Raw genomic sequence first — 13,642 nt, 5'->3', positions numbered from 1 at the left:
TCACTCCAACCCGGCGAACGCCTCCTCCGGCGGCAGCGCGGAGCGGGAAAATTCGTGGTCCGTCAGCGTCTTCAGGAACGCCACCAGCGCCCGCTGCTCGTCCGCGCTCAAGCCCAGGCCGGCCTTCGGGTGCTTGGCGAGGTTCGGATCGAGGTTCTCCGCGCGCTGCACGCCGTGATCGTAGTGGGCCACGACCTCCTCGAGCGTCCGGAAGCGCCCGTCGTGCATGTAGGGCGCGGTCAGCGCGACGTTGCGCAGCGACGGGGTCTTGAACCGGCCTCGGTCGTCGGCGCGGCCCGTCGCGTTCTGCGCGCCGGCATCCGCCGCGACGAGGTCGAGGCCGTTGCTCCGCGCCGCGAAGTCGCTGAAGAGCGCGCCGCCGTGGCAGTGGAAGCAGTCGGCGCCGCGCCGGCCGCGGGCCGGATCGGACTCGGTCATGAAGAGCGCGAAGCCGCGCTTCTCCTCCTCGCTCAGCGACACGGTGCCCGCGAGCGCGGCGTCGAACTTCGAGCGGTGCGAGACCTGCACGAGGAGGAATTGCTCGAGCGCCCTGCCCAGCCGCTCGGCGGTGATGCCGTCGGTCCCGAACGCCGCCGCGAAATCCGCCCGCACGCGCGGGTCGGCGCCGAGCTCGGCCACGACGTCCGCCACGCGGGCGTGCATCTCGACCGGATTGGTCATCGCCGCGAGGGCCTGTTCGCGGATCGTGCGCTTCGTGCCGTCCCAGGCGTAGGCCGGATGCCAGGCGAGGTTGAAGAGCGGCATGGCGTTGCGCCGGCCGCGCTCGCCGTCCGTGCCGCGACTGAGCGCCACGCGGTCGCTGAAGGCCGCGCGCGGGTCGTGGCAGCTCGCGCAGGACTGGCCGCCGTTGCCCGAGAGGCGGCGGTCGAAGAACAGCCGCCGGCCCAGCTCCACGCCCTCCTCCGTCAGGGGATTGTCCGCCGGCAGCGCCGGCTGCGGGAAGCCGGCCGGCACGGTGAACGCGTAGGGCGTGCCGGCGCCCGCCGCGGCGACCGGCCGGTGCGACGCCGCGACGCTGCGCCCGGTCGCGGCGGCCCCGAGCCAGAAGAACGCGCGTTCCGCGCTGCGCGCGAGCGCGCCGGCGAGCGCGTCGTGGTCGGCCGAGTGCGTCGTGTCGCTGCCGTCGTCTCCCGCGAGGCGGCGGTTGGCGAAGAGCGCGGCGACGTTGAACGCGAGATCGACCCGCGTCGCCGACTCCACCTGGAACGGTGCGAGGAAGCGCACCGTCATCCGCTGCGGCTCCTTGGCGAGGTGATAGGAGAAACCGGCGGCGTCGCCCCCGCCGGACCCGCGCCAATACCCTTCGAGCGCGAGGAAAACGTAACCGCCCGACCAGCTCCAGTGTAGCCCGTTGGTTTGTGGATTCAGAGCATGGCCGGGCGGCCAAAGTCCCGGATCGGCGTGGTTCACCGCGTCCGGCACGCCGACGCGCACCTGCAGGCCGCGGTAGTCGCCCGCGGGCACGTTGGCCAGCGCGACCGTGAGTCGGCCGCTGCCGGCGTCGATGAAGCCGAACTGGTTCTCCAGCCGCACCAGCGAGCCGTCGGGCTTGAGCAGCTGGAAATCCGACAGCAGCGCCGCGAGACGGGTGACCCGCACGTGCTGGCCGGCGGCCGTGGCGACCTCGGCCGACGGCACCGCGAGCGCGTCGTTGTTCCACCGCGGCTCGATCCGCAGCTGCAGCTCCGCGGCCGCGAGCGGCAGCGCGGCGAGCAGGAAGAGGCAGGCGGACCGGATCATGCCGCCAGGGTCGCGCGCGCCGGTTAAGTGCGTGTGCGCGCGGCGCGGGAGAATTGTTAAGGCCGGGTAAAGGTTGCGGCGCGGCGCCCGCGCCGCACCATGCTCCGAGTCATGGACTCCCCGCCCCGGGCCGCACGCGGCTGCTGATGATCGACGACGACCGGAAGCTCTGCCGTCTCGTCGCCAGCTACCTCGAGCCGCTGGCGTTCGACGTCGTCGCCGTGCACGACGGGCGCCTCGGCCTCGAGCGCGCGATCGACCCGGCGGAGCACTGGCACGCCGTCATCCTCGATGTGATGCTGCCCGGACTGGACGGCTTCGAGGTGCTCCGCGGCATCCGGCAGAAGAGCGCCGTGCCGGTGCTGATGCTCACCGCGCGCGGCGACGAGACGGACCGCATCGTGGGACTCGAGGTCGGCGCGGACGACTACCTGCCGAAAACCTTTTCCACCCGCGAACTGCTCGCGCGGCTGCGCGCGGTGCTGCGCCGGGCGGCGACCGCCGCGGTGGCGGCGGAGGCGAACCCGCCGATCCAGGAGATCATCGTCGGCGACCTGCGCGTGAACCTCGACGCCCGCAGCGCCGCGCTCGGGGCCACGGCGCTGCCGCTCACCCCGGTGGAATTCGACCTGCTCGCGAGCCTCGCGAAAGCGCGGGGCCGCGTGAAGACGCGCGAGGCGCTGCTCGACGAGTGCCGCGACCGCAACTACGACGTCTTCGACCGCTCGATCGACGTGCACATCTCCGCGCTGCGGCGGAAGCTCGGCGACGACGCCAAGCAGCCGCGCTGGATCCGCACCGTGCGCTCGGCGGGCTACATGCTGGTCGATCCGCGGGCGGAGTGAATCCGCCCGGAGAGCGCGCGGCGCTCAGCGGCGGCTGAAGCCGCGGCGCGCCCGCAGGACCAACAGCGCCGCGGCGATCGCGGCGAACCCCTCGCTCGGGGCGCCACCACCGCCGCCGCCCGTGCTGCCGGTTGACGCGCTGGTGCCGCTGCCGGTCGTCGTGGTCGTGGTCGGAGTCGTGGTGGTGGTGGTGGTGGTGGTGGTGGTCGTGGTCGTGCTGCCGGAACCGTTGGTCGAACCGGTCGTGCTGCTGCCGGAGGTCGTGTAATGCAGCGTGGCGGTGGTGCCGACGGGCGTGCCGGTGGTGCCGTTCGTGTCGTAGGTGGCGATGGCGGTGAGCGTGACGCGAAAGTAGGCGGCGGTCGCGGCGGCGGTGTAGGTCGTGGTGATGCCGCCGCTGGTGACGCCGGAGGCGAGCAGGGTGAACGTGACGTTGTCGGCGGACGACTCGACCTGGTAGGTGGCGCCGTCGGCGGAGTTCCACGCGAGCTTCACGCCGTTGCCGGAGGCGGTGCCGGTGAGCGTGATCGCGGCGGCGGGGCCGCCCCGGCTGTATTCGGTGACGCTCTCGGTGATGGCCGTCACGGTGCCTTGGTTGCTGGCGGGCGTGCCGAAGAATTCCTGGTTGATGACGTCGGGGAAGACGGAGTTGCCGGCGGCGTCGAGGCAGACGAAGTAGGCGTAGGTGCCGCCGGGGAACTCGGGCGTGACGCAGAAGCGGACGTTCTGGCGGTTGAGGTCGAAGTCGACGCCCTGCGTCTTGCCGAGGTCGCCGAGGTATTCGTAATCCTCGGCGAAGGTGCCGATGGCGGACGTGGTCGTGCTCGGGCCGTATTGCGTGGCGGCGAGGGTCTGGCTGCGGCCCTGGACGCTGGCGGCCCACGCGGGGAGCTTCACGCGCCCGGTGGCGGCGAGGTTGTCGGTGCCGTTCGTGCCGTCGCGCTTGGTGAAGCCGGAAGTCATGCGGCGGACGCCGCTGCCCGCGTCCAGCGCCGAGGCATAGCCGTAGGGGCCGTAGATGGGCAGGCCGTCGTTGGCCCAGCCGATGATGGGCGAATGCTTCGTCGGCGTGGCCTCGCTGTAGGTCTGCGTGGCGGCGTTGAAGGTGACGGCGTCGCCGAGCTGGTAGCGAAGCGCCTTCGGGTTGATGTGATTGTGGTATTGGCCGTTCTGCGGCTGGTGGGCGTTGGCGGCGTCGAAGGTCGGACCCTCGGTCGGGCCGGCGAGGCGGTTCCAGATGCCCTGGCCGTTGAAGGAGACGGTGCCGGTGCTCGTGCTGTAGGACTGGGCGTCGCCGTTGTTCCAGAGATAGACGCCGTTCACGAGGACGCCGCCGACGCCGCGCGTGAGCGACTTGGTCGCGGGGATGGTGGGATTGCGCGGAATCTGATGGATGGCGGCGCGGTTGCTGGGCCACATGCCGAAGAGCGTGGCGCCGTCGACGTCATACCACGGCCCCATCGTGTAGCTGGCCAGGCCGGTGGTCTGGATGTAGACATAGCCGGCGGAGTAGGCGACGCGCTGGATGTCGGTGTAGGTGGCGGTGGAGACGCCGCCGCCGCGGTTGAGGAGGCCGGAGCGCGGCCAGGTGGTCGCGGTCGCGCCGGCGGACTTGTCGGCGTTGGTCTGGTAGACGCGGGCGTAGCTGCCGGAGGCGTCGGTGAGCCAGGTGGTGAGGCGCGGATCGCTCGACTGCGCGGCGAGCGTGAGGGCGAGCAGGGGGAAAACGGCGGGGCGAAACCAGCGGGAGAGAGGCATGGGCGTGGTGGAGGGCCCGCAGTGAACCGCCGCGCGGTTAAGCGCGGATGTGGCCGCGCGCGGCTTTTTGTTAAGCCCGGGTAAATGGGCGGGATTTTTCGCGTCCGCCCGCTAGCGTCGCCGGCGCTTGAGGATTTCCCTTCCGCTCTGGATCAAGGTCTGGCTGCTGCTCGCGCTGAACTTCGCGCTGGTGGCGGCGCTCGGCGCGGCGTGGTTCTTCGCCCGCGGCGAGCGCGGCTGGGAGCGCATCGCGCTCGGGCCGCTCGGCGACCGCGTCGCCGCGCGGGCGGACGCGATCTCCGACGGCCTGTGGTCCGCGCCGCCGGAGGAGGCCGAGGCGGTGCTGGCGCGGCACGCCGACGAAAACGGCGCCGACCTGATCTGGATCCGCAACGACGGGCTCGTGCTGGCCGGTCCGTCGCTGCCCTCCCCGAGCCGGTGCGCCGCGAGCTGCGGCACACCGGTCCGGAGAACCGCCGGCCCGGCCTCCCGCCGCCCGACATCGACGCCGCGCGCGACGCACCGCCGCCGGAAATCCGGGGCCAGGGCAGCGGCCGCTTCCTGTTCCGCACCGCCGGCGGCGACTTCTGGTTCGGGCTGCGGCTGCACCCTCGCCCGAGCTGCTCGAAGCCGGCGAGCCGCCGCCGCGCACCACGCTGCTGATCCACACCCGCTCGACCTGGCGCTTCGTGCTGCTGCTGGGCCTGCAGTGGTGGGCTGGGGTCGCCGCGCTCGCGCTGGCCGTCTCGGTGCTGTTCTGGCTGCCTTTCGTGCGCTCGCTCACCCGCCGGCTCGATCTCCTCACCGCGGCGACGGACCGGCTGGCCGAGGGCCGGTTCGAGACGCGCGCGGCCGTGCACGGCGCCGACGAGATCGGCCGGCTCGGCGGCGCGATCAACGGCATGGCGCAGCGCCTCGCGTCGCACGCCGAGACGCAGAAACGCTTCCTCGGCGACGTCGCGCACGAGCTCGGCTCGCCCTGGGCCGGCTGCAGGTGGCGGTGGAACTGCTCGAGCAGCGGGCGCCGGCTCCGCTCCAGCCGGCGGTGACCGACGTGCGCGAGGAGGTGCAGCAGATGGCCGAGCTGGTGGGCGAGCTGCTGGCGTTCACCCGCGCCGGGCTGCAGCCGCCGGCCGCGGCCCGCCAGCCCCTGCCCCTCGCGCCGCTGGTCGCGGAAGCGCTGGCGCGCGAGGACGCCGGCGAACGCGTCGCGGTCGCGGTGCCCGGCGATCTCGTCGCGCTCGGCGACGCCGCGCTGCTGCGCCGCGCCATCGGCAACCTGGTGCGCAACGCGCTGCGCTACGGCGGCGGCGCCGCGCGACTGGGCGCGCGACGCGACGGCGCGGCGATCGTCGTGCAGATCGACGACGACGGCCCCGGCGTGCCGGCCGCGGCGCTGGCGCGCCTGGGCGAACCGTTTTTCCGGCCGGAGAGCGCCCGCGCCCGCGAGACCGGCGGCGTGGGCCTCGGCCTCACCATCGTGCGCTCGAGCGTGGCGGCCTGCGGCGGCGAGGTGCGTTTCGCGAACCGCGAGCCGCACGGCTTCCGTGCGGAGCTGCGGCTCGCCGCGGCGGAGTGAGCGCGGCCGGCCTTACGCCGGCTTAACAAAAAAGGCCGCGTCCGCACACACGGCGATAACGCGCGGCGGGTTTCATGGCGGCATGTTCCCCGCCATGAATACGCCTCCCGCTTCCGTCCCGTCCGCGTCCGGCCCGACCGTCACTGCCGTGGCGCAAATCAACGCCTTCAACTGGCTGCTCGTGCTCGGCTTTCCGCCCGAGGTCGCGGCCGCCGTCGTGCGCCCGGACACCTTCGCGCGGTGAGAAAAGCCGTGCGGGGGCGCGGACGGAGGAGGCACCGTCCGGTCGATTAGGCCGCGCGTAGAGAGCGGCGCCGTGTGGCGAAGAGCAGGACGAAGACCCCGAAGGCTGTCGCGGTGGCCGACGGTTCGGGCACGACGGTGAGGTTGACCTGGGTGCGGTATTCCAACAACGACGCGGCGAAAGCCGAGCCGTAGACGGAAGTCGGGTTTTGCACGTCGTTGTAGCTGGCCGAGATCGTATAGCTGCCGGCCGCGAGCTGGCCTGCACCGATAACGAAGTCCGGCGGAGTCGATGCATAGTTCGCTGTCGCGTTCGTCGTCGCGTCCCAGTTAACGAAATCATTCGTGCCGTTGATGTGGTTGCTCTGTCCATCGAGGCTCGAGTCGAAGTGGAAAGAATCGCTTGCGCCGGGCGTGCCCGAGAAGACGGCGTTGAAGGTGACCGTGAGGGTTGCAGTGTCGCTTACCACGTAAGCGCCATTGATCCACGATCCGCCGGAAAGCGTGAGCTGCGGAATATTCAACAGCGAGGAGGCGAAGCTGGCCACCGTGACCGTAGCCTGTGTGCTGGGCGTCCCGGTAGGCGTGAATGTGTAGCTGCCGACGTCGTATGTGGCGTTGAGATTGCTCATGCTCGTCGGCGTCGAATCCTTGAAATACCAGCCCTGATTGCTCGTATCGAAAGTCAGCGCCTGCGTGGCGCTGCTCGGGAGCGTCACCGTGACCGCGGTCCACGGGTTTGTTGAGGTCAGCGGCGAGCTGTCCGAACCCTCCACTGCAGCGCGAAACTGGAACGGGGTCGTTCCATCGGCAGCGCGGTCGCTCACGGTGGCGCCTGTCTGCACGTAGTTGGCCTGGCGGGTGACGCTGACGAACTGGATCGTCTGCGCGGAAACGGCGGCGGCATTCAAAATTCCTACCGTGAACCCCAGAATTCGGCGCGTGATCATCATAGCGCGCTCGATTTAGGCCGCCGTCCTCCCGGCGGCTATCCCGCAGTTTGGAATACCCGGGCCAAACGGCCCGCCGCCGCGCTCAGTCGGCGCGGCAGGAGCGGCGGCAGTTGCGGTAGAGGAACACGACCGCGCCGGCGAACGCCAGCGCGCCGATCACGATGCCCGGCGTGGTGAAGCTGTCGCCCACAACGGCGAGCGGCGTGTCGGTGCCGGCCGCGGCCACGATGCCGGCGAAGGCCACGCCGAACAGGCTCTCGCCCACGATCAAGCCGGTCGCCGCGAGCACGCCCATGCGCTTGACGAACTCGGCGTTGCCCTGGCGGTCGGCCCATTTGTCCCAGTAATGGCCGATGACGGCGCCGACGGGGATGAGCAGCGTGAGCGCCATCGGCAGGTAGATGCCCATGCCGACGCAGAGCGGCGGCAGGCGCATCTTGCCGCTCTTGCGCAGCCACTCGTCGAGTCCGATGGTGCCGACGCCGAGGAGCGCGCCCCAGCCGATCAGGCTCCAGTTGATGTCGCCGCCGAGCACGCCCTTGGCCAGGGCGGAGATGAGCGCGGCCTGCGGCGCAGCGAGGGCGTTGGCGCCCGCCCCGGGCGCGCCGGCGAAGCCGAAGGCCTTGTTGAGGAGGTCGAGGACCGGCGGGATGACGAGCGAGCCGAAGATCACGCCGTAGACCAGCGCCAGCTGCTGCCGCCAGGGCGTGGCGCCGACGAGCTGGCCGGTCTTCAGGTCCTGGAGGTTGTCGTTCGAGATCGTGGCGATGGAGAACACGATCGCGGTCGTGAACAGCGCGTAGGCCACCAGCGCCTGCGTCTGCGCCGCGTCGTGCGAGTGGCCGTAGGTCAGCACCAGCAGCACCGAGGCGCCGAGCACGGCGAGGATGCCCACGCCCGACACCGGGCTGTTGGAAGCGCCGATCAGGCCGGCCATGTAGCCGCACACCGAGGCGATGATCACGCCGATGACGATCACGTAGACCAGCGTGCCGCCGATCACGGGCGCGATGCCCGGCGCGATGGCCGTGCCGGAGGCGAAATACCACAGCAGCCCCGCGATCGGGAGCAGCAGCGCCACGATGCTGCCGCCCACGATGCCGATCGGCAGGTCGCGCTCGACCAGCGGCAGCTCCTCGCCGGCCTGGCGGGCCTTCGACGCCGCCATCGCGGCGCGGATGCCCTTCACGATCGGCCCGAGGATGCGGAACAGGCTCCACAGCGCCGCCACGCCGATGGTGCCGGCGCCGATGAAACGCACCTCGTTGCGGAAGGTCGTGTTCACCACGGCGTCCACGTCCAGCGCGACGCCGTGCGACGCGGTCAGGAACGGCACGAGCCCGGCCCAGGCGATGAGCATGCCGACGAACATCGCCGCGCCGACGGAGAGGCCGACGAGGTGGCCGACGCCGATCAGCGCCATCGAAAGACTGGTCGAGACCGCCGTCGCGCCCGAGCCGACGCGGAACGCCACCGCGACCTCCGCCGCCGCCAAGCGCATCGCCGCCAGCAGGGCGTAGCCGGCCGAGACGACTGAGCCGACGACGATCATGCGCAGGCCCTTCTTGTTCTCGCGCTCGCCCTCGGCCGAGCCGAAGCCGACCTTGAGCACCTCGGCCGCCGCGACGCCTTCCGGATACGGCAGGTCCGAGCCCGTCACGAGCGCGCGGCGCAGCGGCACGGAGAACATGACGCCGAGGATGCCGCCGATCGCGCAGACCGCGACGGTGGTCCAGTAGGGGAAGCCCTGCCACCAGCCGACCATGATCAGGCCGGGCAGGACGAAGATGATCGCCGCCAGCGTGCCCGCGGCCGAGGCGATGGTCTGGACGATGTTGTTCTCGAGAATGTTCGATTTCCCGACCAGCCGCAGCACCGCCATCGAGATGACCGCCGCGGGGATCGAGGTCGCGAAGGTCAGTCCGACCTTGAGCCCGAGGTAAACGTTGGCCGCCGTGAACAGCAGCGTGATCACGCCGCCCAGAATGACGCTGCGAACCGTCAGCTCGCGCAAACCGTGGTCTTTGTGCATGGGCGAGGACGCTGTGGCGCGGGCCGCGCGGCGGCAAGCCTGCGGAGACGAACGCGCGCGCCCGATTCGCTCAAAATGCAGCCGCCATCCGTCCCGCGGCCGGCCAAACAAAGGCGCCGCCCGCGGGCGGCGCCGGAAGGGAGGTGCGCTCACCTCACCAGATGGTGACGCGCGCGTCGCCGGAGCGGCGCATCGGGGCGCCCTCGGGCACGTCGAAGGCGGCCCAGAATTCCTCGAGGTTCGAGAGCGGGCCGCGCACGCGCCACTGGCCGGGCGAATGCGGGTCGACGTTCACGCGGCGGCGCTGCTCCTCCGGCCGCTGGAGGTCGCGCCAGATGTTGGCGTAGCTGAGGAAGAACCGCTGCTCGGGTGTCCAGCCGTCGATCTTCTCGCGCGGCTTGCCCTCGAGCGCCTTCTGCAGCGCGAGGAACGCCACCTTCACGCCGCCGAGGTCGGCGATGTTCTCGCCCTGCGTGAGCTCGCCCTTCAGGTGCAGCGTGCCGTCGAGGACGGTGTAGCCGCTGAACTGGGCGACGACCTTCGCGGCGCGCTTGTTGAATTCCTCGGCGGACTCCTTGGACCACCAGTCGGCGAGGTTGCCGGCGGCGTCGAAACGACGGCCCTGGTCGTCGAAGCCGTGCGTCATCTCGTGGCCGATGACGGTGCCGATGCCGCCGTAGTTGGAGGCGTCGTCGGCCTTCGGGTCGAAGAACGGCGGCTGGAGGATGCCGGCGGGGAAGGTGATCGAGTTGGCCTGCGGGCTGTAGGAGGCATTCACCGTCGGGGGCGTCATGCTCCACTCCGTCTTGTCCGTCGGCTGGCCGAGGCGGGCGATGTTGCGCTTCTGCTCGTAGTGCGCGATGCGGAGCTGGTTGAGCACGTAGGGACCGCGGTCGAGCTTCAGCGCGGAGTAGTCCTGCCACTTGTCGGGATAGCCCATCTTGACCGAGAACGCGGCGAGCTTCGCCAGCGCCTTCTCCTTCGTCGGCGCGTCCATCCACTCCAGCGCGCGGATGCGGTCGCCCAGGGCGGCGCGGAGGTCCTCGACGAGCTTGAGCACGCGGGTCTTCGCCTCGGGCGGGAAATACTCGGCGACGTAGAGCTGGCCCAGCGCCTCGCCGAGGCCGTTGTCGGCGGCGGTGATGATGCGGCGCCAGCGCGGCTTGCGCTCCTTCACGCCGGCGATGACGCCGCTGTAGAAATTGAAGTTCTCCTCCTCGAACGCGGTGCCGAGCGCCGGGGCGAAACTGGACAGCACGCGCCAGCGGAGGTAGGCCTGCCAGTCGGCGGCGGGCGCTTCCTGCACCAGCTGGGCGAAGCCGGCGAAGAACTTCGGGTGCGCGAGGTTCAGCTCCTGGAACTTGCCGAGGCCGACGGCCTGGAAGTAGCCGGCCCAGTCGAGCCCGGGCGTCTTCGTCGCGAGGTCGGCGACGGCGATCTTGTGGTAGCTGGCGTAGGGGTTGCGGAGCGCGGCGCGCGGGAGCGATACCTCGGCGAGCGCGGTCTCGATGCGCATCGCGCCGGCGGCGCCGGCCTGCGCGGCGGCGGCGTCCCAGCCGGAGAGCGCGAGCATCTTCGCGATGTGCGCGACGTATTGCGCGCGGATCTTCTGCGAGCGCTCGTCGGTGTTGAAATAGTAGTCGCGGTCCGAGTCGCGCCCGCCGCTCGGCAGGCCGAGGCCGGCTTGGCGGAGCTGGAAGATCTGGACGCTGCTGTTCTTCGCGTCCGGCCCGACCCCGGCGCCGAAGCCGACGCGGATGCCCTGCGCGTGCAGGTAGCCCATCACGGCGAAAATTTCCGCCGGCGACTTCGCGGCGGCGATGCGGTCGAGCTGCGGCTGCAAAGGCGTGATGCCGGCGGCGTTGATCGCGGCCTCGTCCATGCCGCTGGCGTAGAAGTCGCCCACCAGCTGCTCGATCGCGGTGCCGGCCGGGCCCTTCGCGGCGGCGCGCTCGGCGATCTGGTGCAGCGCCTCCATGTTGCGCTCGGCCAGGATGGTGAAGGTGTGCCAGCGCGCCTGGTCGGCGGGAATCGCGGTGTTCTTGAGCCAGGTGCCGTTGACGAACTGGTAGAAGTCGCCCTGCGGCTTCACCGTGCGGTCGAAGTTCGTGGGAGTGATCTCCGCACGCGCCACCGAGCCGAGGGCGCACGCCGAGACGAGCGAGAGGAGTTTCAGGGAACGCATGGCCGCACGCTCGCCCGGGCCGCGGCGGGGCGCAACGCGGAATCGACCAATGCGGGCCGGGGCGCGACGAGGGCGCCGCCGTGCGGGCGCGGGGGCCCCGCGGGCGCCGCCTCAGCGCTTGCGCTTCGCCGGCTTCCGCGCCGCGAGGCGGTGCCGGATCAGCCAGTAGAGCATCTCCATGCGCGGCACGGGCGCGCCGACGGACTTCGCGCGCCGGACCGGCTCGCCCCAGATTTCCTCCAGCTCGAGCTCCCGGCCTTCCTCGAAGTCGATCAGGCTGGACGGACGGTAGCCGCCCATCTTGGCCGTGCGCTCGAACTGCAGGTCGACGAACGAGCGCGGGATCTCGTGGCCGAACTTCGCGGCGGCCTCGACCACCTCCTCCATCACGCGGCGCGCGAGCGTGCGCAGGCCGTCGTCGGCCATGATCACGTCGGTCGTCACGCCGCCGGCGGCGATGGCGATGCCGTTGAAGGGGACGTTCCAGACCAGCTTGCGCCAGCGCATCTCCTCGAGATTGTCCTGCGCCTCGCACTTCACGCCGGCCCGGCTGAACATCGTCGCGACGGCGTGCGTGCGCTCGCCGGCGGGCTTGCCGAACTTGCCGATGGTCATCACGCCGGGGAAGCGGCACTCGACCACGCCCGGCTCCTTGCGCTCGGCGGCGATGTAGCAGAGCGCGCCGATCACGCGGTCAGGACCGGCGACTTCCGCGACCGGCTCCTCGACGCCGAGGCCGTTCTGCAGCGTGAGCACAAGGGTCGTCGGGCCGAGCAGCGGCGGGAGCAGTTTCTTCAGCGCCTCGTTCGCCGTGGCCTTGAGGGCGACGATCACGAGGTCGCACGGGCCGATTTCCTCGGTGGCGCCGTAGACCTGGACCTTCTTGAGGTGGAGCTTCTCCGCCGGTCCCTTCACGCGGATGCCGCGGGCGAGCACGGCGGCGCGGCCGGTGCGGACGAGGAAATGCACGTCGTGTCCCGCGCGCGCCAGGTGCGCGCCGTAGTAGAGGCCGAGCGCGCCGGCGCCGGCGATCGCGATGCGGGGTTTCGAGGGAAAGGGGCGTTCACGCGCCCCACACTCGCCGTCGCGGCGGAAAATTCAACCTCGCTCTCCGGGTCGCTTCGGCGCCGAAACCCGGTTTTCCTCACAGCCCCCGAAGGAAGAACGGCTCTAGCGCGTAAAAGTCCCCGGGTGCCCCGCCCCATTGCCGCCCGACCGACGATCCCGGATGCCCGCATGAAGCGGTTACGCGGGAGCCGCCGACGCCGGCGGACGCCAGCTCGGCGCCGGCCCCTTCTGAGCCAGCGGTTTAGCCGGGGCCGCCCCGGAGCCCCGCCGCGGCCTCGTCCGGGCGGCGCCGTGGCGCTTCCGGCGGACCGCGCGCCCGGTAGGACGGCGTCGCGCGCGGCCGCAGCCGGCGCGTCGGCCAACTGCCGACAAGTTATTCACAGCCCGTCCGCGGGCGGATTTCAGAGCGGGATGTTGTCCGTCAGGCGGATCTCATCGACCCAGAACGCCACCGCCATGAGGGAGACGCCGGGCACGACCTCGCGCATCGGCTCCATCGTCTCGCGATTCACGACGGCGATGTAGATGACGCGCAGGCGGCGCTTCGCGGCCATGATGTGCGTGGCCTCGGCCACGACGCGGTCGGCGCTGCGCACGCCCGCGTCGACCATCTCCCGGGCGCGCATGAGCGCCTGGTGCACGGCCAGCGCCTCGTCGCGCTGGTTCGGCGTGAGGTAGGCGTTGCGCGCGCTGATCGCGAGGCCGTCGGCGTCGCGCACGGTCGGCGCGGTGACGATCTCGACCGGCAGCGCGAGGTCGGCGAGGGCCTTGCGGACGACGGCGACCTGCTGGAAATCCTTTTCGCCCATCACGAGCGCGTGCGGCTGGACGACGTTGAGCAGCTTGAGCCAGCACGTGAGCACGCCCTTGAAGAGCACGGGGCGCGACACGCCGCAGAGCGGCTTGCTCACGCGATCCTCCGTCACCGCGGTGGAAAAATGCTTCGGGAACATCTCCTCCGTCGCCGGGGCGAAGAACACGTCGGCCCCCTCGCGCTCGCACAGCGCCGCGTCGGCCGCCGCGTTGCGCGGATACTTGGCGAAGTCCTCGTTCGCCCCGAACTGCAGCGGGTTGACGAAGACGGACACGATCACCGCGTCGCCACGCGCGCGGGCGAGCCGGATCAGGCTGACGTGGCCGGCGTGCAAGGCGCCGAGGGTGGGAATGAGCGCAAGCCGGCGCCCCGAGGCGCGCAACTCCGCGGCGCTGGCCCGCATC

12 protein-coding genes are annotated in these 13,642 nt (G+C 71.3%); 4 read left to right on the top strand and 8 right to left on the bottom strand.

Translation table 11 applies throughout. The features are described from left to right. Positions 1-1,761 (bottom strand): MbnP family protein, encoded by a 1,761-nt coding sequence (locus ACMYLB_RS05690; protein ID WP_415909983.1) that lies wholly within the window; start codon positions 1,759-1,761, stop codon positions 1-3. 146 nt (positions 1,762-1,907) lie between these two features. On the opposite strand from ACMYLB_RS05690, the gene ACMYLB_RS05685 reads away from it, so the two are divergent. Continuing rightward, a complete protein-coding gene (locus ACMYLB_RS05685; RefSeq protein ID WP_415909982.1) occupies positions 1,908-2,606 on the top strand; it encodes a response regulator transcription factor in 699 nt (232 codons plus the stop codon). 24 nt (positions 2,607-2,630) lie between these two features. Here the strand turns inward: ACMYLB_RS05685 and ACMYLB_RS05680 are convergent, their stop codons facing one another. Beyond that, a complete protein-coding gene (locus tag ACMYLB_RS05680) occupies positions 2,631-4,364 on the bottom strand; it encodes a YHYH protein (protein ID WP_415909981.1) in 1,734 nt (577 codons plus the stop codon). 111 nt (positions 4,365-4,475) lie between these two features. After that, the gene (locus tag ACMYLB_RS05675) at positions 4,476-4,973 is read right to left on the bottom strand and encodes a hypothetical protein (protein ID WP_415909980.1); all 498 of its coding nucleotides are present in this window, start codon (positions 4,971-4,973) and stop codon (positions 4,476-4,478) included. A gap of 80 nt (positions 4,974-5,053) precedes the next feature. Between ACMYLB_RS05675 and ACMYLB_RS05670 the strand changes: the two genes are divergently transcribed. The 3 genes from ACMYLB_RS05670 (at position 5,054) to ACMYLB_RS05660 (ending at position 6,187) form a co-directional block, all read left to right on the top strand. Next, a complete protein-coding gene (locus ACMYLB_RS05670) occupies positions 5,054-5,413 on the top strand; it encodes a HAMP domain-containing protein (protein ID WP_415909979.1) in 360 nt (119 codons plus the stop codon). Beyond that, a complete protein-coding gene (locus tag ACMYLB_RS05665) occupies positions 5,365-5,943 on the top strand; it encodes a sensor histidine kinase (RefSeq protein ID WP_415909978.1) in 579 nt (192 codons plus the stop codon). Before ACMYLB_RS05670 ends, ACMYLB_RS05665 begins: the two co-directional genes overlap by 49 nt. A 94-nt stretch (positions 5,944-6,037) precedes the next feature. Then, on the top strand, positions 6,038-6,187 hold the full coding sequence (locus tag ACMYLB_RS05660) for a hypothetical protein (protein WP_415909977.1): 150 nt from the start codon (positions 6,038-6,040) through the stop codon (positions 6,185-6,187). A gap of 46 nt (positions 6,188-6,233) precedes the next feature. Here the strand turns inward: ACMYLB_RS05660 and ACMYLB_RS05655 are convergent, their stop codons facing one another. The 5 genes from ACMYLB_RS05655 to panC form a co-directional block, all read right to left on the bottom strand. Then, positions 6,234-7,139, bottom strand: a complete 906-nt coding sequence (locus ACMYLB_RS05655) for a hypothetical protein (protein WP_415909976.1) — start codon at positions 7,137-7,139, stop codon at positions 6,234-6,236. Positions 7,140-7,221: 82 nt separating this feature from the next. Next, on the bottom strand, positions 7,222-9,171 hold the full coding sequence (locus ACMYLB_RS05650; protein WP_415909975.1) for an OPT family oligopeptide transporter: 1,950 nt from the start codon (positions 9,169-9,171) through the stop codon (positions 7,222-7,224). A gap of 154 nt (positions 9,172-9,325) precedes the next feature. Beyond that, on the bottom strand, positions 9,326-11,356 hold the full coding sequence (locus ACMYLB_RS05645) for a M13 family metallopeptidase (RefSeq protein ID WP_415909974.1): 2,031 nt from the start codon (positions 11,354-11,356) through the stop codon (positions 9,326-9,328). Between the two features lie 111 nt (positions 11,357-11,467). Next, positions 11,468-12,388 carry a 2-dehydropantoate 2-reductase gene (locus ACMYLB_RS05640; protein ID WP_415911042.1) on the bottom strand — a complete coding sequence of 307 codons (921 nt, stop codon included), beginning with the start codon at positions 12,386-12,388 and terminating at the stop codon, positions 11,468-11,470. Positions 12,389-12,825: 437 nt separating this feature from the next. Then, positions 12,826-13,641, bottom strand: a complete 816-nt coding sequence (gene panC, locus ACMYLB_RS05635; protein ID WP_415909973.1) for a pantoate--beta-alanine ligase — start codon at positions 13,639-13,641, stop codon at positions 12,826-12,828. Position 13,642 lies beyond the last annotated feature (1 nt).

The sequence above is a fragment of the Oleiharenicola sp. Vm1 genome, assembly GCF_047777955.1.
GTDB lineage: Bacteria > Verrucomicrobiota > Verrucomicrobiia > Opitutales > Opitutaceae > Didemnitutus.
The sequence above is the reverse complement of the archived record's forward strand: the minus strand, read 5'-3'. Positions and strand labels throughout refer to the sequence as shown.

Bases quoted from the DNA above. Each gene is read 5' to 3' on its own strand.
- panC (WP_415909973.1), bottom strand. From the start codon at position 13,641: ATGCGGGCCAGCGCCGCGGAGTTGCGCGCCTCGGGGCGCCGGCTTGCG.
- ACMYLB_RS05685 (WP_415909982.1), top strand. From the start codon at position 1,908: ATGATCGACGACGACCGGAAGCTCTGCCGTCTCGTCGCCAGCTACCTC.
- ACMYLB_RS05655 (WP_415909976.1), bottom strand. From the start codon at position 7,139: ATGATGATCACGCGCCGAATTCTGGGGTTCACGGTAGGAATTTTGAAT.
- ACMYLB_RS05680 (WP_415909981.1), bottom strand. From the start codon at position 4,364: ATGCCTCTCTCCCGCTGGTTTCGCCCCGCCGTTTTCCCCCTGCTCGCC.
- ACMYLB_RS05660 (WP_415909977.1), top strand. From the start codon at position 6,038: ATGAATACGCCTCCCGCTTCCGTCCCGTCCGCGTCCGGCCCGACCGTC.
- ACMYLB_RS05690 (WP_415909983.1), bottom strand. From the start codon at position 1,761: ATGATCCGGTCCGCCTGCCTCTTCCTGCTCGCCGCGCTGCCGCTCGCG.
- ACMYLB_RS05650 (WP_415909975.1), bottom strand. From the start codon at position 9,171: ATGCACAAAGACCACGGTTTGCGCGAGCTGACGGTTCGCAGCGTCATT.
- ACMYLB_RS05645 (WP_415909974.1), bottom strand. From the start codon at position 11,356: ATGCGTTCCCTGAAACTCCTCTCGCTCGTCTCGGCGTGCGCCCTCGGC.